24 protein-coding genes are annotated in these 23,953 nt (G+C 60.9%); 11 read left to right on the forward strand and 13 right to left on the reverse strand.

The window, feature by feature from the left end; translation table 11 throughout:
- On the reverse strand, positions 1 to 1,628 hold a 1,628-nt coding region (locus AD666_RS11075; protein WP_053151644.1), incomplete at its 3' end, for a carbon starvation CstA family protein.
- A 159-nt stretch (positions 1,629 to 1,787) separates the two neighbouring features.
- Between AD666_RS11075 and AD666_RS11080 the strand changes: the two genes are divergently transcribed.
- Positions 1,788 to 2,144, forward strand: coding sequence for a PilZ domain-containing protein (locus AD666_RS11080; protein ID WP_053151646.1), 357 nt, complete (start codon positions 1,788 to 1,790; stop codon positions 2,142 to 2,144).
- A gap of 55 nt (positions 2,145 to 2,199) precedes the next feature.
- On the opposite strand, the gene radA is transcribed toward AD666_RS11080, so the two are convergent.
- The 3 genes from radA to AD666_RS11095 all read right to left on the reverse strand — a co-directional run bounded on the left by radA (position 2,200) and on the right by AD666_RS11095 (position 5,885).
- Complete coding sequence (gene radA / locus AD666_RS11085) at positions 2,200 to 3,567, reverse strand: DNA repair protein RadA (RefSeq protein WP_053151648.1); 1,368 nt, start codon at positions 3,565 to 3,567, stop codon at positions 2,200 to 2,202.
- A gap of 42 nt (positions 3,568 to 3,609) precedes the next feature.
- A complete protein-coding gene (locus AD666_RS11090) occupies positions 3,610 to 4,161 on the reverse strand; it encodes an ankyrin repeat domain-containing protein (RefSeq protein ID WP_053151649.1) in 552 nt (183 codons plus the stop codon).
- Between the two features lie 182 nt (positions 4,162 to 4,343).
- Complete coding sequence (locus AD666_RS11095; protein ID WP_053151651.1) at positions 4,344 to 5,885, reverse strand: catalase; 1,542 nt, start codon at positions 5,883 to 5,885, stop codon at positions 4,344 to 4,346.
- A 283-nt stretch (positions 5,886 to 6,168) separates the two neighbouring features.
- On the opposite strand from AD666_RS11095, the gene mscL reads away from it, so the two are divergent.
- Positions 6,169 to 6,582, forward strand: coding sequence for a large-conductance mechanosensitive channel protein MscL (mscL, locus tag AD666_RS11100; protein ID WP_053151653.1), 414 nt, complete (start codon positions 6,169 to 6,171; stop codon positions 6,580 to 6,582).
- A gap of 40 nt (positions 6,583 to 6,622) precedes the next feature.
- On the opposite strand, the gene AD666_RS11105 is transcribed toward mscL, so the two are convergent.
- Positions 6,623 to 7,399 carry a ferredoxin--NADP reductase gene (locus tag AD666_RS11105; protein ID WP_053151655.1) on the reverse strand — a complete coding sequence of 259 codons (777 nt, stop codon included), beginning with the start codon at positions 7,397 to 7,399 and terminating at the stop codon, positions 6,623 to 6,625.
- 292 nt (positions 7,400 to 7,691) lie between these two features.
- On the opposite strand from AD666_RS11105, the gene AD666_RS11110 reads away from it, so the two are divergent.
- Positions 7,692 to 8,405 carry an autoinducer binding domain-containing protein gene (locus tag AD666_RS11110; protein WP_053151657.1) on the forward strand — a complete coding sequence of 238 codons (714 nt, stop codon included), beginning with the start codon at positions 7,692 to 7,694 and terminating at the stop codon, positions 8,403 to 8,405.
- Positions 8,406 to 8,586: 181 nt separating this feature from the next.
- Entirely contained in the window at positions 8,587 to 9,711 is a 1,125-nt protein-coding gene (locus AD666_RS11115; protein WP_053151659.1) for a methyltransferase, read from the forward strand.
- Between the two features lie 148 nt (positions 9,712 to 9,859).
- Here AD666_RS11115 and AD666_RS25960 read toward each other — a convergent pair whose 3' ends face one another.
- Genes AD666_RS25960 through AD666_RS11125 form a run of 3 tightly spaced genes read right to left on the reverse strand, consistent with a single transcriptional unit; the run spans position 9,860 to position 12,496 of the window.
- Entirely contained in the window at positions 9,860 to 10,024 is a 165-nt protein-coding gene (locus AD666_RS25960; protein ID WP_082339747.1) for a DUF2474 domain-containing protein, read from the reverse strand.
- A 21-nt stretch (positions 10,025 to 10,045) separates the two neighbouring features.
- The gene (gene cydB, locus AD666_RS11120) at positions 10,046 to 11,053 is read right to left on the reverse strand and encodes a cytochrome d ubiquinol oxidase subunit II (protein ID WP_053151661.1); all 1,008 of its coding nucleotides are present in this window, start codon (positions 11,051 to 11,053) and stop codon (positions 10,046 to 10,048) included.
- 3 nt (positions 11,054 to 11,056) lie between these two features.
- Positions 11,057 to 12,496 carry a cytochrome ubiquinol oxidase subunit I gene (locus AD666_RS11125; protein WP_053151663.1) on the reverse strand — a complete coding sequence of 480 codons (1,440 nt, stop codon included), beginning with the start codon at positions 12,494 to 12,496 and terminating at the stop codon, positions 11,057 to 11,059.
- A 477-nt stretch (positions 12,497 to 12,973) separates the two neighbouring features.
- On the opposite strand from AD666_RS11125, the gene AD666_RS11130 reads away from it, so the two are divergent.
- Positions 12,974 to 14,209 carry an MFS transporter gene (locus AD666_RS11130; RefSeq protein WP_053151665.1) on the forward strand — a complete coding sequence of 412 codons (1,236 nt, stop codon included), beginning with the start codon at positions 12,974 to 12,976 and terminating at the stop codon, positions 14,207 to 14,209.
- On the opposite strand, the gene AD666_RS11135 is transcribed toward AD666_RS11130, so the two are convergent.
- The 3 genes from AD666_RS11135 to AD666_RS11145 are packed head-to-tail and all read right to left on the reverse strand — an operon-like array spanning position 14,206 to position 17,920.
- Complete coding sequence (locus AD666_RS11135) at positions 14,206 to 16,404, reverse strand: xanthine dehydrogenase family protein molybdopterin-binding subunit (RefSeq protein ID WP_053151667.1); 2,199 nt, start codon at positions 16,402 to 16,404, stop codon at positions 14,206 to 14,208. The two genes, AD666_RS11130 and AD666_RS11135, sit on opposite strands and share 4 nt — an antisense overlap.
- Entirely contained in the window at positions 16,404 to 17,393 is a 990-nt protein-coding gene (locus tag AD666_RS11140) for a xanthine dehydrogenase family protein subunit M (RefSeq protein WP_053151669.1), read from the reverse strand. The genes AD666_RS11135 and AD666_RS11140 overlap by 1 nt, the downstream gene beginning before the upstream one ends.
- Positions 17,390 to 17,920, reverse strand: a complete 531-nt coding sequence (locus tag AD666_RS11145) for a (2Fe-2S)-binding protein (RefSeq protein WP_053151671.1) — start codon at positions 17,918 to 17,920, stop codon at positions 17,390 to 17,392. The genes AD666_RS11140 and AD666_RS11145 overlap by 4 nt, the downstream gene beginning before the upstream one ends.
- A gap of 204 nt (positions 17,921 to 18,124) precedes the next feature.
- Here AD666_RS11145 and AD666_RS11150 point away from each other — a divergent pair, with 204 nt between their 5' ends.
- Positions 18,125 to 18,403, forward strand: a complete 279-nt coding sequence (locus AD666_RS11150; RefSeq protein ID WP_053151961.1) for a type II toxin-antitoxin system RelE/ParE family toxin — start codon at positions 18,125 to 18,127, stop codon at positions 18,401 to 18,403.
- Positions 18,404 to 18,418: 15 nt separating this feature from the next.
- Entirely contained in the window at positions 18,419 to 18,706 is a 288-nt protein-coding gene (locus AD666_RS11155; RefSeq protein WP_053151673.1) for a HigA family addiction module antitoxin, read from the forward strand.
- 6 nt (positions 18,707 to 18,712) lie between these two features.
- Here AD666_RS11155 and AD666_RS11160 read toward each other — a convergent pair whose 3' ends face one another.
- Both AD666_RS11160 and AD666_RS11165 read right to left on the reverse strand, forming a co-directional pair.
- Positions 18,713 to 19,279 carry a DJ-1 family glyoxalase III gene (locus tag AD666_RS11160; RefSeq protein ID WP_053151675.1) on the reverse strand — a complete coding sequence of 189 codons (567 nt, stop codon included), beginning with the start codon at positions 19,277 to 19,279 and terminating at the stop codon, positions 18,713 to 18,715.
- Between the two features lie 72 nt (positions 19,280 to 19,351).
- Positions 19,352 to 19,807: a DUF4879 domain-containing protein gene (locus AD666_RS11165; RefSeq protein WP_053151677.1), complete on the reverse strand. Its 456-nt coding sequence runs from the start codon at positions 19,805 to 19,807 to the stop codon at positions 19,352 to 19,354.
- 203 nt (positions 19,808 to 20,010) lie between these two features.
- Here AD666_RS11165 and AD666_RS11170 point away from each other — a divergent pair, with 203 nt between their 5' ends.
- From AD666_RS11170 to AD666_RS11185, 4 genes are all read left to right on the forward strand, one after another.
- On the forward strand, positions 20,011 to 21,306 hold the full coding sequence (locus tag AD666_RS11170; protein ID WP_053151680.1) for an NCS2 family permease: 1,296 nt from the start codon (positions 20,011 to 20,013) through the stop codon (positions 21,304 to 21,306).
- A complete protein-coding gene (gene trmA / locus AD666_RS11175) occupies positions 21,303 to 22,382 on the forward strand; it encodes a tRNA (uridine(54)-C5)-methyltransferase TrmA (protein ID WP_053151682.1) in 1,080 nt (359 codons plus the stop codon). The genes AD666_RS11170 and trmA overlap by 4 nt, the downstream gene beginning before the upstream one ends.
- A gap of 191 nt (positions 22,383 to 22,573) precedes the next feature.
- The gene (gene aroQ, locus AD666_RS11180) at positions 22,574 to 23,014 is read left to right on the forward strand and encodes a type II 3-dehydroquinate dehydratase (protein ID WP_053151684.1); all 441 of its coding nucleotides are present in this window, start codon (positions 22,574 to 22,576) and stop codon (positions 23,012 to 23,014) included.
- Positions 23,015 to 23,019: 5 nt separating this feature from the next.
- Positions 23,020 to 23,871: a shikimate dehydrogenase gene (locus AD666_RS11185; protein WP_053151963.1), complete on the forward strand. Its 852-nt coding sequence runs from the start codon at positions 23,020 to 23,022 to the stop codon at positions 23,869 to 23,871.
- Positions 23,872 to 23,953 lie beyond the last annotated feature (82 nt).

The raw sequence follows: 23,953 nt of genomic DNA on the forward strand, positions 1-23,953 counted from the left end.
TTGATGCCACCCAGCGGATCGATCACGCCCTGGTACAGCAGGTAGCCCCACAGTGCCACGCAACCGGCGGTGGCGATCAGGTTCGCGGTCCAGGATTCGGTGCGCTTGAGGGCCGGCACGAACGAGCCCAGCAAATCCTGCAGCATGAACCGCCCGGCACGGGTGCCGGCGTCCACCGCGGTGAGGATGAACAGCGCTTCGAACAGGATCGCGAAGTGGTACCAGAACGCCATGGTGTTCTCACCCGGCAGCACCGAGTGCAGGATCTGCGCGATACCCACCGCCAGGGTCGGCGCACCGCCGGCGCGGGCCAGGATGGTGGTTTCGCCGATGTCCTTGGCCACCGCCTGCAACGCGTCCGGCGTGATGGCAAAGCCCCAGTTGCTGACGGTCTGCGCCACGGCCACCACGTCGGTGCCGACGATGGCCGCCGGGCTGTTCATGGCAAAGTACACGCCCGGCTCGATCACCGAAGCGGCGACCATGGCCATGATCGCCACGAAGGACTCCATGAGCATGCCGCCGTAGCCGATATAACGGGCGTTGACTTCGTTATCCAGCAGCTTGGGCGTGGTGCCCGATGAAATCAGCGCATGGAAGCCCGACACCGCGCCACAGGCGATGGTGATGAACAGGAACGGGAACAGCCCGCCCTTCCACACCGGGCCGGTGCCGTCGGTGAACTGGGTCAGCGCCGGCATCTTCAGCTCGGGCATGGTGATCAGGATGCCGATCGCCAGGGCGACGATGGTACCGATCTTGAGGAACGTGGACAGGTAGTCCCGCGGCGCCAGGATCAGCCACACCGGCAGCACCGCCGCGACAAAGCCGTAGCCGATCAGCATCCAGGTGATCTGCACGCCGGTAAAGGTGAAGGCCTTGGCCCAGACCGGATCGGCGGCCACCTGCCCGCCCAGCCAGATCGAACCCAGCAGCAACAGCACGCCGATGAGGGAGATCTCACCAATGCGACCCGGACGGATGTAGCGCATATAAATGCCCATGAACATCGCGATCGGGATGGTCGCCATCACCGTGAAGATCCCCCACGGGCTCTCGGCCAGGGCTTTGACCACGATCAGCGCCAGCACCGCGAGGATGATGATCATGATCAGGAAACAGCCGAACAGCGCGATGGTACCGGGGATGCGGCCCATTTCCTCGCGCACCATGTCGCCCAGGGAGCGACCGTTGCGGCGGGTGGAGAGGAACAGGACCATGAAGTCCTGCACCGCACCGGCCAGCACCACGCCGGCGATCAGCCACAGCGTACCGGGCAAATAGCCCATCTGCGCGGCCAGGACCGGCCCGACCAATGGTCCGGCGCCGGCAATGGCGGCGAAGTGGTGACCGAAGAGGATGTGTTTGTTGGTCGGGACGTAGTCCAGGCCATCGTTGTTGAGCACGGCAGGCGTGGCCCGGCGCGCATCGAGTTGCATCACGTTGTTGGCGATGAAGAGGCTGTAGTAGCGGTAGGCGACCAGGTAGATCGCGACGGCTGCGACGACGATCCAGAGGGCGTTGATCGCCTCGCCTCGGCGCAATGCAACGACGCCCAGGGCACACGCTCCCACGACGGCCAGCAGTAGCCAGGGAATATGGCGCAGCAGGCTATTATTGTTTGTCATTTTTATATTCCAGCCAGAGTGGACAAGAAAGAAGCCACTGGAGTTTAGCGCTAACCCGGACAAAGACCATACTCGACATTCGTCTGCCAGCGGGCGAAAGATGGCGATGCCCTGCCAGTTGGGGTCTATAGTCAATGGATCTACAGAGGGAAAAGCGTAATGAGCGATCGCCGCCGCTTTGTACGAATCGAATTCCATGCCAGGACCGAACTGATCCAGAAGCCATACAAATGGCCAGTGGAGCTGCTGGACCTGTCTCTCAAAGGTCTGCTGATCAAAAAACCCGAACCCTGGCTGGGTGATCCCGAGAAAACCTTCGAAGCCGATATCCACCTGGGCAAGGACGTCGAGGTAAAAATGGAAGTCCGGCTCACCCACGACGACCATGGCCACCTGGGTTTCGTCTGTGAGCATATCGATCTGGACTCCATTTCCTATCTGCGCCGGTTCGTGGAATTGAACCTCGGCGATCAGGAGGAGCTGGAGCGGGAATTTGCGGCGTTGATCCGGATTTGATCGGCCTCTTTGTGGGAGCAGGCTTGCCCCCACAGGTCTTTCCACAGCGCGGGTATCATTCGAACAGCGCATCCAGCGCCTGCTCCAGGCGTGTCACGGCAATGATCTGCAAACCCTGTGGCGCTTCCTTCGGTGCGTTGCCCTTGGGCACGATCGCCCGTTTGAAGCCATGCTTGGCCGCTTCCTTGAGTCGCTCCTGACCACTGGGCACCGGCCGCACTTCGCCCGACAGCCCCACTTCACCGAACACCAGCAGGTCATGGGGTAGCGGTCGATTGCGCAAGCTGGACATCACCGCCGCCATCAGCGCCAGGTCGGAGGCGGTTTCCAGCACTTTCACACCGCCCACCACGTTGAGGAAAACGTCTTGGTCGTGGGTCGGGATCCCCCCGTGTCGATGCAGGACAGCCAGCAACATGGCGAGTCGGTTCTGATCCAGCCCCAGGGTGACGCGGCGCGGGTTCGCCAAGTGACTGTCGTCCACCAGTGCCTGCACCTCCACCAGCATTGGACGGGTACCTTCCCAAGTGGCCATGACTACACTGCCCGGCACTTCTTCCTGGGCACGAGTCAGAAAAATCGCCGAAGGGTTGGAGACTTCTTTAAGCCCCCTGTCGGTCATGCCGAACACCCCCAGTTCGTTGACCGCGCCGAAGCGGTTTTTCACCGCCCGTAATAAACGCAGACGACCATCGGACTCACCCTCGAAATACAACACGGTGTCTACCATGTGCTCCAGCACTCGCGGGCCCGCCAACGCGCCCTCCTTGGTGACGTGGCCCACCAGGAAAATCGCCGTGCCACTCTGCTTGGCATAACGCACCAGCAGCGCCGCGCTTTCACGCACCTGGGAGACGCCGCCCGGTGCCGATTGCAGTTGCTCGGTGAAAATCGTCTGGATCGAGTCGATCACCATCACTTTGGGCTTTTCCAGGCGGGCCGTGGCGATGATGGTTTCAATGCAGGTTTCGGTCATGACCCGCAGTTGATCCTGGGGCAATCCCAGGCGCCGGGCGCGCATGGCGACCTGTTGCTGCGACTCCTCGCCCGTGACGTACAGCGCCGGCATCCGGGTGGCGATGTTGCACAAGGTTTGCAGCAGGATGGTGGATTTGCCGATGCCCGGATCCCCGCCGATCAACACCACCGAACCGTCCACCAGGCCGCCACCCAATACGCGGTCCAACTCGCCGGACGCGGTGGAGAAACGCGGGATTTCCTCAACGCTGACTTCGGCCAGGGTCTTGATCTGCGCCTGCTGGCCGGCCCACCCGGTACGACCGGTGGGTGCCGCCGCCCCGCCGCTTTCCACCATGGTTTCGGTCAGGGTGTTCCAGGCGCCGCATTCACTGCACTGGCCGGCCCATTTGGGAAAGGTCGAGCCGCACTCGGTGCAGCCGTACATGCGCTTTGCCTTGGCCATCTGAACCCCCGGGAAAAACCGCGATGATAGCCCAGGCAGAGGTCAACGAGGGGCCGGCATTCTGATTTCACCCTTGGCCAGATCCGCCGCGGTATTGCCCAGCGGGTCCGTCGCTTGCAGGTCGGCGCCCTTGGCCTTCAAGGCGTCGAGCAGCTCGGCACGCTTGAACAGGCCGGCATACATCGCCGCAGTCTGCCCGGCAGCGTTGCGCTGGTCGGGACTGCAATCGGTTGACATCAAACGACGGGCGATCTGCACTTCGCCCTTGAAAATGGCCCCCATCAGCGCCGTGTTACCGCGCTTGTCCTGGGCACAGGCATTTGCCCCGGCGGCCAGCAGCCGTTCCACCGCCGGCCCCTGGCCGTGATAAGCCGCCAGAATCAGTGCGGTGTAGCCTTTTTCATCCTGGGTGTCGAGCGAATAACCCGCCTCGATGAAGGTATCGAGCATCTCCATATCGCCCCGGCGGGCGGCGTCGAAATAATAGTTATGCAGTTGTTCCTGTACGGCAGCCGGGTCGGCAGGTACTGGCTGGTCGGCGAGCGCGACCGTCGACCAGATCGCAACTATCGGCAATAGAAATCTACCCTTCATGACATCTCCTTAGGTGCAGTCTCACAGGAAGTCGGTGGTGTACACCAACCCCAAGATCACCAAAGCCCATGTAGAAGCGAGCCTGCTCGCGATAGCGGGCTATCAGCCGACATCGTCACTGACTGATCCACCGCATCGCGGACAGGCTCGCTCCCACTGGGTCTACCCCTGCTACCGGTGGATCAGTCGGTCAGCTTTTCCGCCAACGCCTTGACCCGCGCCAGATCGCCCTTGGCGACACGGGCCACGCCAGTGCCGTACTCAGGATCGGCCTTGTAGAGGAAGGACAGGATGATGTGCTTGCTCTCATCATCGGTAGTCGCCAGCGACCCACCGAAGCTTTCGATCAGGTCATTGCGCTCTTTCTGGTTGAACGAGCGATAGAGGTCACCGGCCTGCTTGAAGTTCTGCTCACGCTGGATCTTCGCCTGCTGGGTGCTGCCGGTCAGCGCGGTCTGGCTGTAGCGCGCCGAAGACTGCTCGTCACGAGGCATCAGGCGGCTGGGTTGATAGTTGACGCCGGTGCTGGTGCTGCCGAGGTTCATCGCGCCGTCCTGGTTACCGTTGTTCACCGCGACCTTGGGCGCGTTGATCGGCAACTGCAATGCATTGGCGCCTACCCGGTACATCTGCGTGTCGGCATAGGAGAACACACGCCCCTGCAACAGACGATCCTCGGAAGGCTCGATGCCAGGCACCAGGTTGGCCGGCGCCATTGCCACTTGTTCGGTTTCCTGGAAGACATTGGCCGGGTTACGGTTCAAAACCATTTGTCCGACTTTGCGCTCAGGCACACCCGGCCAAATCTTGGTCGCGTCCAGCGGGTCGAAATCGAACCGGGACAACTCCTCCGGCTTGAGAACCTGAACGTAGAGGTCCCACTTCGGAAAGTCCCCCTTATTGATATGACTGACCAAATCATTGGTCATATGGCTGTAATCTTGCCCCTGAACTTTCACCACTTCTTTCGGATCGAGGTTTTTCAACCCCTGCAAACTTTTCCAGTGAAACTTGACGTAATGAACGTCGCCCTTGGCATTCACCAGTTTGTAAGCGTGTACGCCATTGCCATCCATTTCGCGATAACTGGCCGGAGTGCCGGAATTTGAATACAGCTCGGTCAGGGTTCGCGTCGCCTCTGGCACATGGGAGAAGAAGTCGAATCGACGAGCGTCATCATCCAGGTTGGTCCGAGGGTCGGGTTTGAACGCGTGGACCATATCGGGAAACTTGATGGCATCGCGAATAAAAAAGGTCGGGAAGTTATTCCCAACCAAGTCCCAGTTACCGTCCGCCGTGTAGAATTTGGTAGCGAAGCCACGAGGATCGCGCAGAGTTTCCGGGGAATGATTGCCATGCACCACGGCCGAAAAGCGAACGAACACCGGCGTGGTCTGGCCTGCCGCGAAGACCTTCGCCTTGGTCAGATCACTGAGGTCGTTGGACACCGTGAAAGTGCCATGGGCGCCAGTGCCACGGGCATGTACCACACGTTCGGGAATGCGTTCACGGTCGAAGCGCTGGAGTTTCTGGATCAACTGCACGTCTTGCAGCAGGGTCGGACCGTTGGGACCTGCCGTCTGCGAGTTCTGGTTATCGCCAACCGCAGCCCCGTTATCCCGGGTCAGGGTGGCAGCATTGACAGAGAAGGACAACAGGCCAGCGGTCAGTGCGAAAAGGGCGCGACGGGGCGAAAGCGTTCCGCCGCCAAGGGAAGTATTCATCGGATTTTTCCTCTGATGTTATAGAGCGCATCCATGTGCGCTTTTCAGAGGCTAGTGCCCGAAAAAGCAAAACCTAAATAGAAATGCCATACCGCCGTGATAGAAAAAACGTTATTGGTGAGTGGGCTGGAATGCGTGTAGCACGCGCGATTGATGGCACTTTGTAAACTTTTAGACAGGCCCCGGGTCGATAAGGAGGCGTTTTGTAAGCAGGCGTGTCGAGCGGGGCGCGCCTGGCTGAATTACACTGCCATTCAATCTCATCTGTCACAAGGAATTACTCATGGGCATGCTAAGCGAATTCAAGGCCTTCGCGGTCAAAGGCAATGTCGTCGACATGGCCGTCGGGATCATCATCGGGGCTGCGTTCGGAAAAATTGTCTCTTCATTTGTCGGCGATGTGGTGATGCCGCCCATCGGCCTGCTGATCGGCGGAGTGGATTTCAGCGACCTGGCAATCACACTCAAGGCCGCCCAGGGCGATACTCCGGCGGTGGTGCTGGCCTACGGCAAGTTCATCCAGACCACGGTGGACTTCCTGATTGTGGCCTTCGCAATTTTCCTGGGCGTCAAAGCCATCAACCGTCTCAAACGCGAAGAGGCCGTGGCGCCCAGCGCACCGCCGGTTCCGACCAAAGAAGAACAGTTGCTGACCGAAATCCGCGACCTGCTCAAGGCGCAGAACGAAAGGCAGTGATCAATTCACGTCGAATACGGCGTCTTGCGACGCCCTTTTCCTACCAGTAGTTTTCCACTGCCACCTGGCCCGGTCGCCGGGTAAGGCTCAATTGCAGTCCGCGGGCCTTGAGCAGCTTGCGCGTGTCGTCGATCATCTGCGGGTTGCCACACAGCATGACCCGCGAATGCTCCGGCACCAGCGTGATGCCAGCCGCCCGCTCCAGTTCGCCGTTTTCAATCAGCGTGGTGATGCGCCCATTGAGCGCGCCAGGATGCTGCTCACGGGTCACCGTCGCGATGAAACGAAACTTGTGCGCATGCTCGGCCAGGTAATCACGCCGGGCCAGACCATCGATCAGGTCCTGATACGCCAGCTCCCGTGCTTCGCGGACGCTATACACCAGAACAATCCGTTCGAACCTCTCCCATACCTCGAAATCCTGGAGAATCGAAAGAAACGGCGCCACTCCCGTCCCGGTGGACAATAGCCACAGATCCCTGCCGTCCGCAAAACGGTCCAATGTCAGATAGCCAAAGGCCTGACGCTCCAACAACAGGCTGTCGCCCGGTTGCAGGCGGCTGAGTTCGCTGGTGAATTCCCCGTCCGGAACGACGATGGAAAAAAATTCTAGATAGTCATCGAATGGCGAAGAAACCATGGAATAGGCGCGCCAGACGGTACTTCCATCATCCTTGACGACCCCCAGCCGGGCGAACTGACCTGCCGTGAAACGGAAACCGCGATCCCGAGACGTCCGCAAGGTGAACAGATGAGGCGTTACTGGTCGCACCTCCAGCAGGGTCTGGCGGGTGAACTTCTCTGCGCTGTCGGTCATGAGCCACTCCAGGGAACAAGAAACCACAGTGTCCCGCAAAGTGGGCGAGCTAACCACCGACAGAGAGTAGTGGCATTGAGTCATGGCATGGTGATTCGATGCTATGACTCATACAAAAGTTATACAAACAGACGACTGCTGTAGCAGTAACAATGATTCAAAGTTTTTTATCCAATGTAGCTCGCCGCAAGCAACAACAAAAAATCTAACTACAAATCGGGAAAAGTCCTACACTATTCCTTCGCACCACAAATTGGATCCACGCAGCTGAATGTCAACTCAGGAGATTGTGATGGACAAGTGGAAGGACTTACAGTTGAGGAAGTTATCCTGCGAAAAAGACCTGCATACAGCCTATCGCCTGGTCTTGAATTTCTTTAATAATCAGGGATTTGAATTTTGTGCATTTGCCGCTTATCTCGGCAGCCCCAACAACCATACCAACAAGGTAAACCTGAATAATTACCCTTATGGATGGGACAGATTATATGAACAGAACGGGTATGCTTCGAAGGACCCTGTAGTAGCACACTGCAATCAATCGCCACTCCCCATTCTCTGGGACGAAACCCTCTTTGCCCAGACGCCCAAGTTATGGGAAGAACTTAACCGACAAGGCCTCAGGTACGGCTGGACCCAATCCATTCATGACGAACAAGGCATCTATTGCAGCCTGTTCAGCCTCGCCCGGACCGACTGCCCCATCGATATAGAAGAGCATTACGGGAATCTGGGCTACGCCATTTTCGCCAGCCAGCGGTTGCATGCACTGGCGAGCAAGAAGATGTTCGACGCGACCGAAATGACACAAAAATGTCATTTATCCCCCAGAGAGATCGAAGTGCTCAAATGGTCCGCCGAAGGGAAGACCGCGTCGGAGGTGGGCAGGATCCTTTGTCTTTCCGAACGCACGGTGAATTTCCATGTGTGCAGTTGCATGCGAAAACTGAACGTCAACAATAAGATCTCAGCCGTTGCCAAGGCGGCGCACATTCACGTGATCTGATAGCGGCCTACGCCATCGGCCTTGAAAACCCACGAGTATTGCACGGCGAAAAAACGTAACATTCACGGTTCCACTTGAATGATGACGCGCTTAGCACGCGACGCTGTTCATTCAGGCGGTCCCGCTGCGAACACCTGCCCCAGGGCAGCGGGACATCCGTCGATTGCCAGAGTCCCCAGCCATGCCCCTGCTTGACAGCCCCTTCGCCCAGCTCGACTTGATCCGCCAGCCCGAACAGCAGAACGAACCCCTGCAAGCCTTCGACGCAGCCGATGAATACCTGCTCGCCTACCTGGCCGAACAACAGCCGACCACGAATACCCGGATCCTGATCCTTAACGATGGATTTGGCGCCCTGGCAGCCAGCCTGGCCGGTCACGTTGAGGTCATCAGCAGCAGCGACTCGTTCCTGGCCTTGCAGGCACTGGAAAAGAACCTGGTGCGCAACGGGCGCCCCTTCGATACGGTGCCGACCTTGCCGGCCAGCGAGCCGCTGACCGGCCCCTTCGACAGGGTCCTGATCAAGGTGCCTAAAACCCTCGCCCTGCTGGAAGAGCAACTGATCCGCCTGCAAGGCCAGTTGGCGCCAGGGGCTCAGGTGATTGCAGGGGCCATGGTCAAGCACCTGCCTCGGGCGGCGGGTGATCTGTTGGAACGCTACATCGGCCCGGTGCAGGCCTCCCTGGCAGTGAAAAAAGCACGCCTGCTGGTCGCCACGCCTGCCGACAGGGCGCCGGCAGTATCGCCCTACCCTACCCGCTACCGACTGGACGAGCCGCAGATCGAACTGCTCAATCATGCCAACGTGTTCTGCCGGGAAGGATTGGACATCGGCACCCGGGCGTTCCTGCCGCATCTGCCGAAGAACCTGGGAGCAGCCCAAGTCGCGGACCTGGGTTGCGGCAACGGCGTGCTGGCGATTGCCAGCGCCCTGCAGAACCCACAGGCCCACTACACACTGGTGGATGAATCCTACATGGCCGTGCAATCGGCCGCAGAGAACTGGCGGGCGGCCCTGGGCGAGCGCGAGGTGACCGTGCGGGCCGGTGACGGCCTGGCCGGGCAAGCTGCGCAGTCATTGGACGTGGTGCTGTGCAATCCCCCCTTCCATCAACAACAGGTCGTGGGCGACTTCCTGGCCTGGCGGATGTTCCAGCAGGCTCGCGAGGCGTTAGTGGTCGGCGGCGCGCTGTACATCGTCGGCAACCGCCACCTGGGCTATCACAGCAAACTGGCGCGGCTGTTCCGGGGTGTCGAGCAAGTGGCCGCGACGCCGAAATTCGTGATTCTCAAAGCCCGTAAGTAGATCGTCCTCCGTGGGAGATCGTCCTCTGTGGGAGCAAAGCTTGCTCGCGATGCAAGCACCTTGGTTCTTCAGAGACCGCGTTGTCTTCATCGCGGGCAAGCCTTGCTCCCACAGGCTTTGCCCCACGGGTCTTGCTTCCACAGAGAAATCAATGAGTGGTCAGGCCCGCAGCGTTCATGAACATGCGCATCAGGCTGGCGACGATAAACAGCGCCAGCACACTCCCCGCCCAGATACCCGCGAGCCAGCCAAGCCGTTGCCAGAGCGGCTTTTTTTCGGCGGCCTCGATTTCTTTCAAGTCTGGCTTGGCCATTCTCGGCACCTCGCAGGTCAATCAATGGTAACCGTCATCATGGGTCACCTTGCCCCGGAACACGTAGTAGCTCCAGAAGGTGTACACCAGGATCAACGGAATGATGAACAACGTGCCCACCAGCATGAACCCCTGGCTCTGGGGCGGTGACGACGCGTCCCAGATCGAGATGGACGGCGGCACAATGTTCGGCCACAGGCTGATGCCCAGGCCGCTGTAGCCGAGGAAGATCAGTACGAGGGTCAGGATGAACGGCGTGTAGTTGGCGTTGCGGGCCACGGCGCGGAACAGCCCGTACATGGTTACCAGCACCAGGATCGGCACTGGCAGGAACCAGAACAGGTTCGGCAGGGTGAACCAGCGGGCCGCGATGTCGGCGTGGGCCAGCGGCGTCCAGATGCTGACGATACCGATCACCGCCAGCACCACGAACGCCAGCGGCCGCGCCAGGTCGTGCATCTGTTCCTGCAGCTTGCCTTCGGTCTTCATGATCAGCCAGGTGCAACCGAGCAAGGCATAGGCAGCGATCAGTGCCAGGCCGCAGAACACGGTGAACGGCGTGAACCAGTCCAGGGAGCCCCCGGCATACTGACGATTGACCACCTCGAAGCCGTCGATGAATGCGCCCAGCGCTACCCCCTGGAAGAAGGTGGCCGCCAGCGAGCCGCCGATGAAGGCCTTGTCCCAGAGGTGTCGCTTGTCGGCCTTGGCCTTGAAGCGGAACTCGAAGGCAACGCCCCGGAAGATCAGGCCGATGAGCATCAGGATCAACGGCAGGTACAACGCCGAGAGCACCACCGAATAAGCCAGCGGGAACGCCCCGAACAGACCTGCACCGCCCAGCACCAGCCAGGTTTCGTTACCGTCCCAGACCGGCGCCACGGTGTTCATCATCACATCGCGGTCGCGCTCGCCCTTGATGAAGGGGAAGAGAATGCCGATCCCCAGGTCGAAGCCGTCCATGATCACGTACATCATGATGCCGAAGATGATGACCACGGCCCAGATCAGCGGAAGATCAATACCCATGACTCAATTCCCCTTGTTCGAGCGGTCGTTGTGGTCGGCTTCGTCGGCGCCTTCGTTGGCCGCCGACAACGGACGGGCCGGGGTGCGTTTCTGGCCCGGGCCGCCATCGGTCGGCTCGGCTTCGTGGGCCACCGGGCCCTTGCGTACCAGACGCATCATGTAGCTCAGGCCGGCACCGAACAGCGCGAAGTACACCACCACGAACAGCACCAGGGTGATGCTCATCTGGGCGAAGCTGTGACCGGACGAAGCATCGGCCGTGCGCATCAAGCCATAGACCACCCATGGCTGGCGGCCGATTTCGGTGGTGAACCAGCCGGCCAGGATCGCGACCAACCCGGATGGCCCCATCCACAACACCAGATGCAGAAACGGACGCGACTGGAAGATCCGGTCGTTGCGACGCAGCCACAAGCTGCACAGACCGGTGAAGATCATCAGCAGCCCAAGTCCCACCATGACCCGGAACGACCAGAACACGATGGTTGAATTCGGTCGATCCTCAGGCGGGAACTCCTTGAGGGCCGGCACCTGCTTGTCCAGGCTGTGGGTCAGGATCAAGCTGCCCAGGTAGGGAATCTCTACCGCGAACTTGGTCCGTTCTTCCTTCATGTCCGGCCAGCCGAACAGGATCAGCGGGGTTGGCTCATTGCCGACGTTCTCCCAGTGGCCTTCGATGGCCGCGATCTTCGCCGGTTGATGCTTGAGGGTGTTGAGCCCGTGGAAGTCACCGATGACCGCCTGGATTGGCGCCACCAGCAAAGCCATCCACATCGCCATCGACAGCATGCGGCGAATGGCCGGGTTATCGCGGCCGCGCAGCAAATGCCAGGCCGCCGAGGAGCCGACGAAAAATGCCGTGGCAACGAACGCCGCCGTGGACATGTGCAGCAGGCGGTAAGGGAATGACGGGTTGAACACCACCGCCAGCCAGTCCACCGGAATCACCCGGCCATCGACGATTTCGTATCCCTGCGGCGTCTGCATCCAACTGTTGGAGGACAGGATCCAGAAGGTGGAGATCAGCGTGCCGATCGCCACCATCACCGTGGAAAAGAAATGCAGGCCACGGCCGACGCGATTCCAGCCGAACAGCATCACGCCCAGGAAGCCCGCTTCGAGGAAGAATGCCGTGAGCACTTCGTAGGTCAGCAGCGGCCCGGTGACCGCACCGGCGAAGTCCGAGAACCGGCTCCAGTTGGTGCCGAATTGATAAGCCATGACCAGTCCGGATACCACGCCCATGCCGAAGTTGACGGCAAAGATCTTCGACCAGAAGTGGTACAGGTCGCGGTAGGTGTCATCGCGGGTCTTGAGCCACAGGCCTTCGAGCACCGCCAGGTAACTCGCCAGGCCGATGGTGATGGCCGGGAACAGGATGTGGAACGAAATGGTGAATGCGAACTGGATCCGGGCGAGATCGAGCGCCTCCAAACCGAACATAAGTCTTCCTCTGTCAGGTAAAACCGGCTGCGGGCGGGGCCTGCATCACGACCCCCACGGATATGGAGTGCGATGCATTTCAAATCGTTCTTTTTAATAACCTTCACAACGCAGGTGTCTGGCCAGCCCAACACCTTGAGGTGGTGTTGATCTGGATCAAGCTTTGATCAAAGAGTAGTCGCATTCCCGCCGATGAACGGCGTGGTCTTTTGCCGCGTGACAGGTTGTCTCAGTCGGTTCAGCAATAGGAAAGCCCAATGGAAGATAAGGTTGCGGGTAATGACTGTGGGAGCAAAGCTTGCTCGCGATTACGGCAGCTCAGTCGACAACCCTGTTGGCTGGCCTACCGCTATCGCGAGCAAGCTTTGCTCCCACGGGTGCCCAAATCGATGTTTGGCTAACTATTTTTCCAGTGATCGTACCTCCCATCGCAGCTCGGTGATAATCTCGATGCCCTCACTACCGGACCCATCATAGATGCCCAGCCAAGCGCCGCTGCTGCTCCGTCACCACCGCCCTTTCATCGCCTTCTGGCTGGCCCGGATCTTTACCGCCAGCGGTTTCCAGATGCTCACCGTCGCCATCGGCTGGAACCTCTACCAGTTGACCGGCAATGTCCTGGACCTGGGGCTCGTGGGTTTGGTGGAGTTCGCACCGCGGGTGTTGTTCATGCTCCACACCGGCCACGTGGCCGACCGCTATGACCGGCGCAAGGTCGCGGCAATCTGCCAGTCGATGCAGGCGATGATCGCCCTGGCGCTGGTCATCGGCAGCGCCACCGATCAGGTCACCCGCGAGATGATCTTCATTCTGGCGTTCCTGCTGGGTGCCGCCCGCTCTTTCGAAATGCCCACCACCCAGGCGTTGTTGCCCAGCATCGTGCCCGCCGAACTATTTCCCCGTGCCGTGGCCGCCGCGCAATCGGCCCAGCAATCGGCCACCATCGTCGCCCCTGCTCTCGGCGGGCTGCTCTATGCCTTCGGCAGTGTCTGGGTCTATGGACCGACCGTGGCGCTCTACCTCATCGCCTGTTGCCTGATGCTCAACCTGCCCGCTCGCCAGACTCCGCTGAACAAAGGCAAGGCCACTCTCGATTCGCTGCTGGCCGGGATACGCTTCATTCGCAGCCGCCCGGACATCCTCGGGGCCATTTCCCTGGACCTGTTCGCGGTGCTGCTGGGCGGGGCGACGGCGCTGTTGCCGGTGTTCGCCAAGGACATCCTGCTCACCGGCCCCTGGGGGCTGGGCCTGTTGCGTTCGGCCCCAGCGGTGGGCGCCTTGCTGATGTCGTTGTGGCTGGCGCGTTTCGCCGTGGAGCGCAACGTGGGCCGGGTGATGTTCACTGCCGTGGGGGTGTTCGGCGTCGCCACCATTGCGTTCGGTCTTTCCACATCCTTCTGGTTTTCCCTGGCGGTGCTGGTGGTGCTGGGCGCGGCGGACATGATCAGCATGGTGATCCGCGCTTCTTTCGTGCAATTGGAAACCCCGGATGAAATGCGCGGCCGGGTCAGCGCGGTGAACGGCCTGTTCATCGGCGCCTCGAACCAGTTGGGCGAATTCGAATCGGGCCTGACCGCCCATTGGTTCGGCACCGTGCCGGCGGTGGTCATGGGCGGTGTGGGCACGCTGCTGGTGACCGGGGCCTGGATCAAGTTGTTCCCGACCCTGGCCAACCGCGACCGGATGCACGAACCGGTCGCCGCGAAAGCCTAGATCAACTTGTCGAGGGTTATGGGGAACTCCCGCACCCGCTTGCCAGTGGCGTGATAGATCGCATTCGCCACGGCCGCTGCCACCCCCACGATGCCGATCTCACCAACGCCCTTGGAGCCCAGGGCGTTGACGATCTCATCATCTTCCTCGACGAAAATCACCTCAATGTCGCCGATATCGGCGTTGACCGGCACATGGTATTCGGCCAGGTTGTGGTTCATGTGCCGACCCAGGGCGTGGTCGGTCAGAGTCTCTTCGTGCAGAGCCATGCCGATGCCCCAGACCACGCCACCGAGGATCTGGCTGCGGGCGGTTTTCGGGTTGATCACCCTCCCAGCGGCAATCGCGCTGACCACTCGATTGACCTTCACGGTGCCCAGGTCTTCGTCCACCAGCACCTCGACGAATACGGCTGAATGCGTTGCCGTGGCATAGGCCTCGCGTTTTTTGTCAGGCCCGGCACTCACTTCAGCCTGCAACGGCGTCTCGCCACTGCTTTGCGATAAGTGCGCCAGCGGTACGCTTTCATCGCCTGACCACAGTTGGCCGTCTGCGAAGGTCACTTGCTCCAGGGTCGCACCCGCGAAGGCCGGGCAGGTCTGCCGGGCCACGGCCAGCAGCTTCTCGTTCAGCGCCTCACAGGCTTGCTGCACGGCAGTGCCCACCGATGAAACGGTGAATGAGCCGCCCTGCAATGGCGCAGTCGGCAGTGAAGAGTCGCCCAGGACAAACGTGACGTCGTCCAGGGAAACCCCGCACGTCCCGGCGGCAATCTGAGTCATGACCGTATAGGTGCCGGTACCGATGTCCGTGGTGGCGCTGCTGACCGTCAGCTTACCGTTGGCATCCAGCGATGCACGGGCACTGGCCTTCTGTTGCATGGCTTCCCACACGCCTCCCGCCATCCCCCAACCGACCAACTGCCGACCGGAGCGCATGCTGCGCGGTTCGGGGTTGCGCTTGTCCCAGCCGAAGCGCTGGGCGCCTTCGGCATAACACTCTCGCAGCGCCTTGCTGGAATACGGCTTGCCTTCGTTCTCGTTGCGCTCGGCGTAGTTGATCAAGCGCAATTGGATCGGATCGATCGCCAGCGCACAGGCCAGTTCATCCATGGCGCACTCCAGGCCGATCAAGCCCAGAGCGGCGCCGGGAGCCCGCATGTCCAGGGGCGTGTAGACGTCCAGCGGCACCAGTTTGTAAGTCAGTTGCACGTTGTCGCAGTGATAAAGCATGCCGCTCCACTCCACCACGTGCTCGGTGAAATCTTCGAAGCGCGACGTCTGGCCAGTGGCGGAGTGCGCCACCGCCAGCAAGCGTCCATTGGCCGCCGCGCCTAATTGCACGCGCTGGAACGTCCGAGGCCGATAGCCAAAGGTGAACATCTGTTGACGCGTCAGGCTGACCCGCACGGACCGTTTGAGAGCCAGCGCGGCCATCACTGCCAGGGGCAACTGATATTGAGGCCGCAGGCCGGAACCGAAGGCGCCGCCGACGAAGGCGGCGAACACCCGCACTTGTTCTTTCTCAAGGCCAAAGACTTTCTGAATGTAAGCCTGGCAGTTCTGCGCGCCCTGGGTCTTGTCGTGGATGTGCAGGCCGCCGTCCGCTTGATACAACACCGTGGACGCATGGGGTTCCATCGGGTTGTGATGTTCCACCGGCGTGCTGTAGGACACATCCACGCTGATCGCTGAACTGGCGTACTCACCCTGAAAATTCCCACGAGGCTTAGGCAATTCGGCCGGTGCCGGATGGGCTTCGTTTTGCAGGATTGCCAGATCCGTCTGATGGTCCTGAGCTTCGTATTCGATTTCAATGAGCGAACCGGCATAGCGGGCAAGCTCAAGGTTTTGCGCAACCACCAGGGCCAGCGGCTGCCCGCTGTAGAGAATCTGGTCGTTGTACAGCGGCCGGAACGGCGAACCTTCCGCCGCATCGGCGTCCTGGTAGGGTTCGTCGTAGCTGGCGATCCTGGGACGGTTGGTGTGATCGATCACCGCGACCACACCCGGCAACGCCAATGCCTTGGTCGCATCGATGCGCAACACACGGCCACAGGCGATAGGCGCCGACACGACGCTGCCATGCAACAAGCCGTCTGCGGGATATTCAGCGGCATAACGGGCCTGGCCTGTCACCTTGAGCAGACCATCGACCCGATCCAGCGGTTGTCCTATGGATTTTGCAATGTTCATCAGGCATTCCCTCCCGCCAGTGCGGCATCGCTCAAGGCCCGGACGATCGCCCGGCGCGCCAGACGAACCTTGAAACCGTTGTGTGCCAACGGCTCGGCGTTCTGCAACAGCGCATCGGCGGCGGCCGTGAACGTCTCGCGGCTGACGGTCCGGCCGCTCAACCAACTTTCCACCGCCCGGTCGCGCCAGGGCTTGTGGGCCACGCCCCCCAGGACCAGGCGCGCCTCACGGATCGTCGGTCCGTCCAGTTCCAGCGCCACCGCCACCGAAACCAGTGCAAAGGCGTACGACGCCCGATCCCGGATCTTCAAGTAATGGCTGTGGTCGGCAAAACCGGGAGCGGGCAACTCGATGGCCGTCACCAGTTCGTCATCGGCCAGTTGATTGTCCCGCTCCGGCGCGTCGCCAGGCAGACGATGAAAGTCCGCAAATTCGATGGTCCGCGCCCCGCCCCGGCCCAGAACATGGACCACGGCTTCAAGGGCCGCGAGGGCTACGCACATGTCCGAGGGATGGGTCGCGACACAGTACTCGCTGGCACCGAAAATCGCGTGGATCCGGTTCAATCCGTCCCGGGCCGGGCAGCCGCTGCCGGGCCGACGCTTGTTACACGGCACGTTGGCATCGTAGAAGTAGTAACAACGCGTACGTTGCAGCAGGTTGCCGCCGGTGCTGGCCATGTTGCGCAACTGCGGCGAAGCGCCCGCCAGGATGGCTTGGGACAACAGCGGATAGCGACGTTCGATCCAGGGGTGCCAGGCCAGGTCGGCATTGCTCACAAGGGCACCGATCATCACCCCGCCGGACGGGGTTTCGCTGAGATCCGCCAGGGGCAGTCCGGTGATGTCGATCAGGTGTTCGGGGCGGGTGAGGTTTTCTTTCATCAAGTCCAGCAGATTCGTGCCACCGGCAATGAAGCGTGACGTCGGACTGGACAGGTCGATGGCCGCCTGCACGGTGTCGGGCTTACTGTATTGAAAGGGATTCACTGGTCACCTCCCTGCTCTGGCTGTCGGCAGAGCGGCAAGGCTTCTTCGATGGCGTCACGGATGTTGTTATAGGCGCCACACCGGCACAGGTTGCCGCTCATCAGTTCGCTGATTTGCTCACGGGTCTGCGCCCTGCCCTCATGGGCCAGCGCTACCGCTGAACAGATCTGCCCCGGCGTGCAATAGCCGCATTGGAAAGCGTCATGCTTGATGAACGCCTGCTGCATGGGATGCAGTCGGTCGCCGTCGGCCAGGCCTTCAACAGTGGTCAATACAGCACCATCGCACATCACCGCCAGGGTCAGGCAGGCGTTGATCCGCTTGCCGTCGCGCAGCACCGTGCAGGCCCCGCACTGACCGTGGTCACAGCCTTTCTTACTGCCCACCAGATCCAACTGCTCGCGCAACAAGTCCAGCAGCGTGGTCCAGGGCAACACCTGCAACTCACGCAACTGACCGTTGAGCGTCAGGCGAATCGGATGGTGGACGAAGGACACCGGCGTCGCTTCGGACAGGGTCGCGCTCATGGAACACCTCACGGTTGGTCGTACACGCGGCGTTTTCGGAAACCGCCGTCATAAGGGGTACGACTTCAGGGTGAGGGAGAGCGTTCAAGGTAAATGCGGCGCATGTGAAAAAGCCCTACCAAGCGCAGAACGCACAAATCTTTCGGGCGCGAGCGGTATATAGATACCGCACCAAGTGTAATGTATCGCCTTACACTCAATTCCATGATTAAATCCTTCCAGCACAAAGGCCTCAGGATCTTTTATGAAACGGGTTCGACCCGTGGCATCCGGGCTGACCATGGAAAACGCCTGGCTCGCATACTCCAGTTCATGGACAGGGCACAGGTCCCGAACGACTTGGATATCCCTGGGTGGCGACTGCATCCACTCAGAGGGGAACTCACCGAATACTGGTCACTGAGCGTGTCGGGCAACTGGCGAATTATTTTTCGCTTCATCGGATCCGATATCGAACTGGTCGATTATCTGGATTACCACTGATCAGGAGGCTGGAACATGCCCATGCACAATCCGCCACACCCTGGCGAAACGCTGCTGGTGGACGTGTTGCCTGAATTAGGCATCACAGTCACGGAGCTGGCACGACACCTCGGCTTCGCCCGGCCTCACCTTTCGCGGGTACTGCACGGCCATGCGCCAATCAGCCCTGATCTGGCGGTGCGCCTTGAGCGTGCCGGGATTGGCAAGGCCAGGGTTTGGCTGGGCGTCCAGACCGACTATGACTTGTGGCAAGCCGAACAGCGCGAACAACCCTATATCGAACCGTTCCTCCAGCACGCCTGATCGCTGTCAGGCCAGCAACTCCGCCGCCACCACAGCCCTCACCCCCTTGCCGCTGAGTTGTTCCACCAGCGTCAGGGCGAATGCCAGGGCGGCGGCCGAGCCTTGGGCGGTAATGCAGTTGCCATCCACCACCACTGGTTGGTCGACGAAGGTGCAGCCGGAAAGTTGCTGACTCACCGCGGGCAGGCAGGTCATGCGTCGCTGGCGCAGTACGCCGAATGCTTGCAACGCCAGCGCTGGGGCTTCGGAGATGGCAGCGAAGTAGCGACCAGCGGCGGCCTGATCCTTGATCAATTGCTGCAACGGTTGATGAGCCGCCAGGTGCTGGGCGCCGATGATGCCGCCGGGCAGGACGATGAGGTCGAAATCCTGCGCCAGCACATCCACCAGCATGCCATCGGCGGTCAACCGGGTGCCGCGGGCGCAGGTAAGCATGCGACGTCCTTCGATGCTCGCCACAACCACTTCGACCTGAGCCCGACGCAGCACATCGATCAGGGTGACGGCTTGCAGGTCGTCGACCCCTTCGGCGACGGCAATCAGGGCTCGGGCAATCTTGGTTCCAGGAATCATGGTGACTCTCCGCTGCATGACTTCTGAAAGCCTAGACAGGTTTGCCGGATCGCGTCCTGCCGGTTGCGCGGCTTATTTGATGTACAACTGGGTCGACATGCGATTGCCCGGGGCATTGATCGAGACGTTGCTGAAGCTGAAGGTGCCCTCCTGCTTGCCCTTCAGGTCGAAGATGTACAGATAGCCGACCACCCGGGTCTGGGTGGAGCAGTCGTTGAGATTGCCGTTGCTGTACGCACAGACCGGCGAGCGGGTGCCATCGACCTCGAAACCGTCCAGCGTGACGTGGGGCTCGCGGCCGTAGCCGACTTCCAGTACGTAGACCTTGATATTCGGACCACTGTGGTCGCAACGGGTCTGGGCCTGCCCTTGGGCAATGTCTTCGAAGCCGCAGGCCGGCGATTCGACCTTGAGCACCTTGACCTCGCTCAAGGGCGCGGCTGACGCGGCATTGGCAGCCTGCCAGGGCAAACAAAGGCCCAACATCCAGCCCACGACAACCGCCAGCGTTTTTTTCCTGCAATACATAGAGACCTCCCAAGACCGCACGCAGTATGGCCCAGTTGTTGCCTGGGCAAAACATCGGCGACGATCGCAGCCACAACGCCATGCTACTGGTATGATGCGCGGCTTTTTCCGACTCACAGTAAATTCCGGGCGCCGCTGGCGCACTGTGCTTTGCTGTTTGAGTCGATACATTCACGGCGCCCGGCGCGCCACGGGGAGCAGACATGCTGGAAAGGCTGTTTCAACTCAAGGCACACAACACCAACGTGCGGACCGAGATCCTGGCGGGCGTCACGACGTTCCTGGCCATGGCCTACATTTTGTTCGTCAACCCGAGCATTCTCGGCGAAACCGGCATGGACAAGGGCGCGGTGTTCGTCGCCACCTGCCTGGCGGCGGCCATCGGCTCCACGGTGATGGGCCTGATCGCCAACTACCCGATCGCACTCGCACCGGGCATGGGCCTGAACGCCTTCTTCACCTACACCGTGGTCCTGCACATGGGCCATACCTGGCAAGTGGCGCTGGGGGCGGTGTTCGTGTCCGCCGTGCTGTTCTTCCTGTTGTCGATCTTTCGTATCCGCGAGTGGATCATCAACAGCATCCCGCTGCCCCTGCGCTCGGCCATTGCCGCCGGTATCGGCCTGTTCCTGGCGCTGATCGCCCTGAATAACGCCGGCATCGTGGTGAAGAACCCGGCGACCATGGTCGGCCTCGGCGACTTGAAACAACCGGCGCCGATCCTCGCGACCCTCGGCTTCGTCCTGATCGTTGCCCTGGAAGCACTAAAAGTGCGCGGCGCGGTGCTGATCGGCATCCTGGCGGTCACGGTCGTCTCTATCCTGATGGGCTTCACCCCGTTCGGCGGCATTCTTTCGACGCCACCGTCCCTGGCCCCGACCTTCCTGCAGTTGGACATCAAGGGCGCCCTGGACATCGGCCTGGTGAGCGTGATCTTCGCCTTCCTTTTCGTCGACCTGTTCGACAATTCCGGCACACTGATCGGCGTTGCCAAGCGCGCCGGGCTGATGGGCAAGGACGGACACATGCCGAAGATGGGCCGTGCGCTGATCGCCGACAGCACCGCCGCCATGGCCGGCTCGCTGCTGGGCACGTCCACCACCACCAGCTACATCGAATCGGCGGCGGGCGTCAGCGCCGGCGGCCGTACCGGCCTGACGGCCATCGTCGTGGCGTTCCTGTTCCTGCTGGCGTTGTTCTTCTCGCCACTGGCCGCCAGCGTCCCGGCCTTCGCCACCGCGCCGGCTCTGCTGTTCGTCGCCGTGCTGATGACCTCGGGCCTGGCGGAAATCGACTGGGACGACATCACCGTCGCCGCCCCGGTCGTGATCACCGCCCTGGCGATGCCATTCACTTATTCCATCGCCAATGGTATCGCCTTCGGCTTCATCGCCTGGACCGCCATCAAACTGGTGTCCGGCCGTGGCCGTGAGCTGAACCCGGCGCTGGTCATCCTGTCGATTCTGTTCGTGATCAAGTTGGGTTGGTTCAACGCATGACTTTCGATTCCCAGGCCTACGCCGCCCAGCTCCAGGACAAGGTCGCACGCTTGCGCGACCTCTTGGCTCCGTTCGATGCACCACAGCCTGACGTCTTCGACTCGCCACTGGAGCACTTTCGCCTGCGGGCCGAATTCCGCCTGTGGCGCGAGGCCGGCGAGCGGCATTACGCGATGTTTTCCCAGGACGACAAGCGCACGCCGATTCTCATCGAGCAATTCCCCATCGCCAGCCTGCGCATCAACCAGTTGATGCCGCAGCTCAAGGCAGCCTGGCAGGCCAGCGCGCCGCTGAGTCACAAGCTGTTCCAGGTGGAATTCCTGACCACCCTGGCCGGCGACGCGATGATCACCCTGTGTTATCACCGCCCGCTGGATGAGCACTGGCACGCTGCCGCCTCGAAGCTGGCGAGTGACCTGGGCGTGCACATCATCGGCCGCTCCAAGGGCAAGCGTGAAGTGATCGGCCACGATTATGTGGTGGAAAAACTCGAAGTCGGCGGCCGCACCTTCAGCTACCGCCAGCCGGAAGGCGCCTTCACCCAGCCCAACGGCACGGTGAACCAGAAAATGCTCAACTGGGCTTACGAAGCGCTGGGTGATCGTAGCGATGACCTGCTGGAGCTGTATTGCGGCAACGGCAACTTCACCCTGCCCCTGGCGACCCGGGTACGTAAAGTCCTGGCGACCGAAATCAGCAAGACCTCGGTGAACGCGGCGCTGAGCAACCTCAGCGAAAACGCGGTGGATAACGTCACGCTGGTGCGCCTGTCGGCCGAAGAACTGACCGAGGCCCTGAACGAAGTCCGTCCGTTCCGCCGCTTGCAAGGCATCGACCTGAAAAGCTACGAGTTCGGCAGCGTCTTCGTCGACCCGCCCCGCGCTGGCATGGATCCGGACACCTGCGAGCTGACCCGGCGTTTCGACAACATCCTGTACATTTCCTGCAATCCGGAAACCCTCGCCGCCAACATCGCGCAACTGCACGACACCCACCGCATCACGCGCTGTGCGTTGTTCGACCAATTCCCCTGGACCCATCATATGGAATCCGGGGTGTTGTTGACCCGGCGTTAGTCCTTTGTGGCCAGGGCCATCCCTGGCCACTGCGCTCCATTCCTATGCTCCAGTGCGAGCCGTCGTTCGATCATCGAACACTTAATGGCCGACGGCGTCGGCTTCGTTTGACCAAATTAACCATCTAGTACAATTTATCTCCACCGGCTGGAACCAGCCGACGCCAATAATAAAATTGTGGAGAAACGGCAATGCCTCCAATCGTTCTGGTGCTCAACGGCCCGAACCTCAACCTGCTCGGCAGCCGCGAGCCGGCGACTTATGGCCATGAAACCCTGGCGGACATCTCGGCGCTGTGCGGTCGAACGGCCGAAGAACTCGGCCTCACGGTAGAATTTCGCCAGACCAACCAGGAAAGCGAACTGATCGACTGGATTCACGGCGCCCGCGGCCGCTGCGCCGGTATCGTCATCAACCCGGCGGCCTGGACCCACACATCGGTGGCGATCCGCGATGCACTGGTGGCAAGCGAAGTGCCGGTGATCGAGGTTCATCTGTCGAACGTCCACGCGCGCGAAACGTTTCGTCATCACTCCTTCGTTTCATCCGTCGCCGTCGGCGTGATGTGCGGCTTTGGCAGCCATGGCTATCGCCTGGCCCTCGAACATTTCAGTCAGCGGTTGAAGGGTTGATGAGCATGTCGAAAACCACTGTGCTTGCCGGCCTGATCGGTGCGGGCATCCAGGCATCGCGAACGCCCGCCCTTCATGAACACGAGGGGGATGCCCAAGGCATGCGCTACCTCTATCGTCTGATCGACCTCGATATGTTGAAACTCGACAGCAGCGCCCTGCCCGACTTACTGAAAGCCGCCGAGCACATGAGCTTCACCGGCCTGAACATCACCTTCCCCTGCAAGCAGGCGATTATTCCGTTGTTGGATGAGCTGTCCCCCGAGGCCCGCGGCATCGGTGCGGTGAATACCGTCGTGCTCAAGGATGGCAAACGCGTCGGTCATAACACCGACTGCCTGGGGTTCGCCGAGGGCTTTCGTCGTGGGCTGAGCGATGTTTCGCGCAGGCATGTGGTCCAGATGGGCGCCGGTGGCGCTGGTGCAGCCGTTGCCCACGCATTGTTGGCAGAAAACATACAGACACTGAGCATCTTTGATGTCGAGGTCAGCCGTGCCGAGGCGCTGGCGAACAATCTGAACCAGCATTTCGGAGCGGGCCGCGCCAGGGCCGGGCATGATCTTGCCAGCGCCATGGCCGAGGCGGACGGGCTGGTGAACACCACCCCCATGGGCATGGCCAAGCTGCCCGGCATGCCGGTGCCGGTCGAGTTGTTGCGGGGCGAATTATGGGTGGCCGAAATCGTCTACTTCCCGCTGGAAACCGAACTGCTGCGTAACGCCCGGACCCTGGGTTGTCGCACCCTGGACGGCGGCCACATGGCGGTGTTCCAGGCGGTGAAGGCATTTGAACTGTTCAGCGGCGTAGCACCGGATGTGCAGCGGATGCTGACGCATTTTCAGAGCATGAACCACTGAATTGAAAACGCTTCCCTGTGGGAGCGGGCTTGCTCGCGAAGGGGCCCGCACAGTTGCCATAGAGGTTGACTGTCAGATCGCA

The organism is Pseudomonas sp. Pf153 (assembly GCF_001269775.1).
GTDB lineage: Bacteria > Pseudomonadota > Gammaproteobacteria > Pseudomonadales > Pseudomonadaceae > Aquipseudomonas > Aquipseudomonas uvaldensis.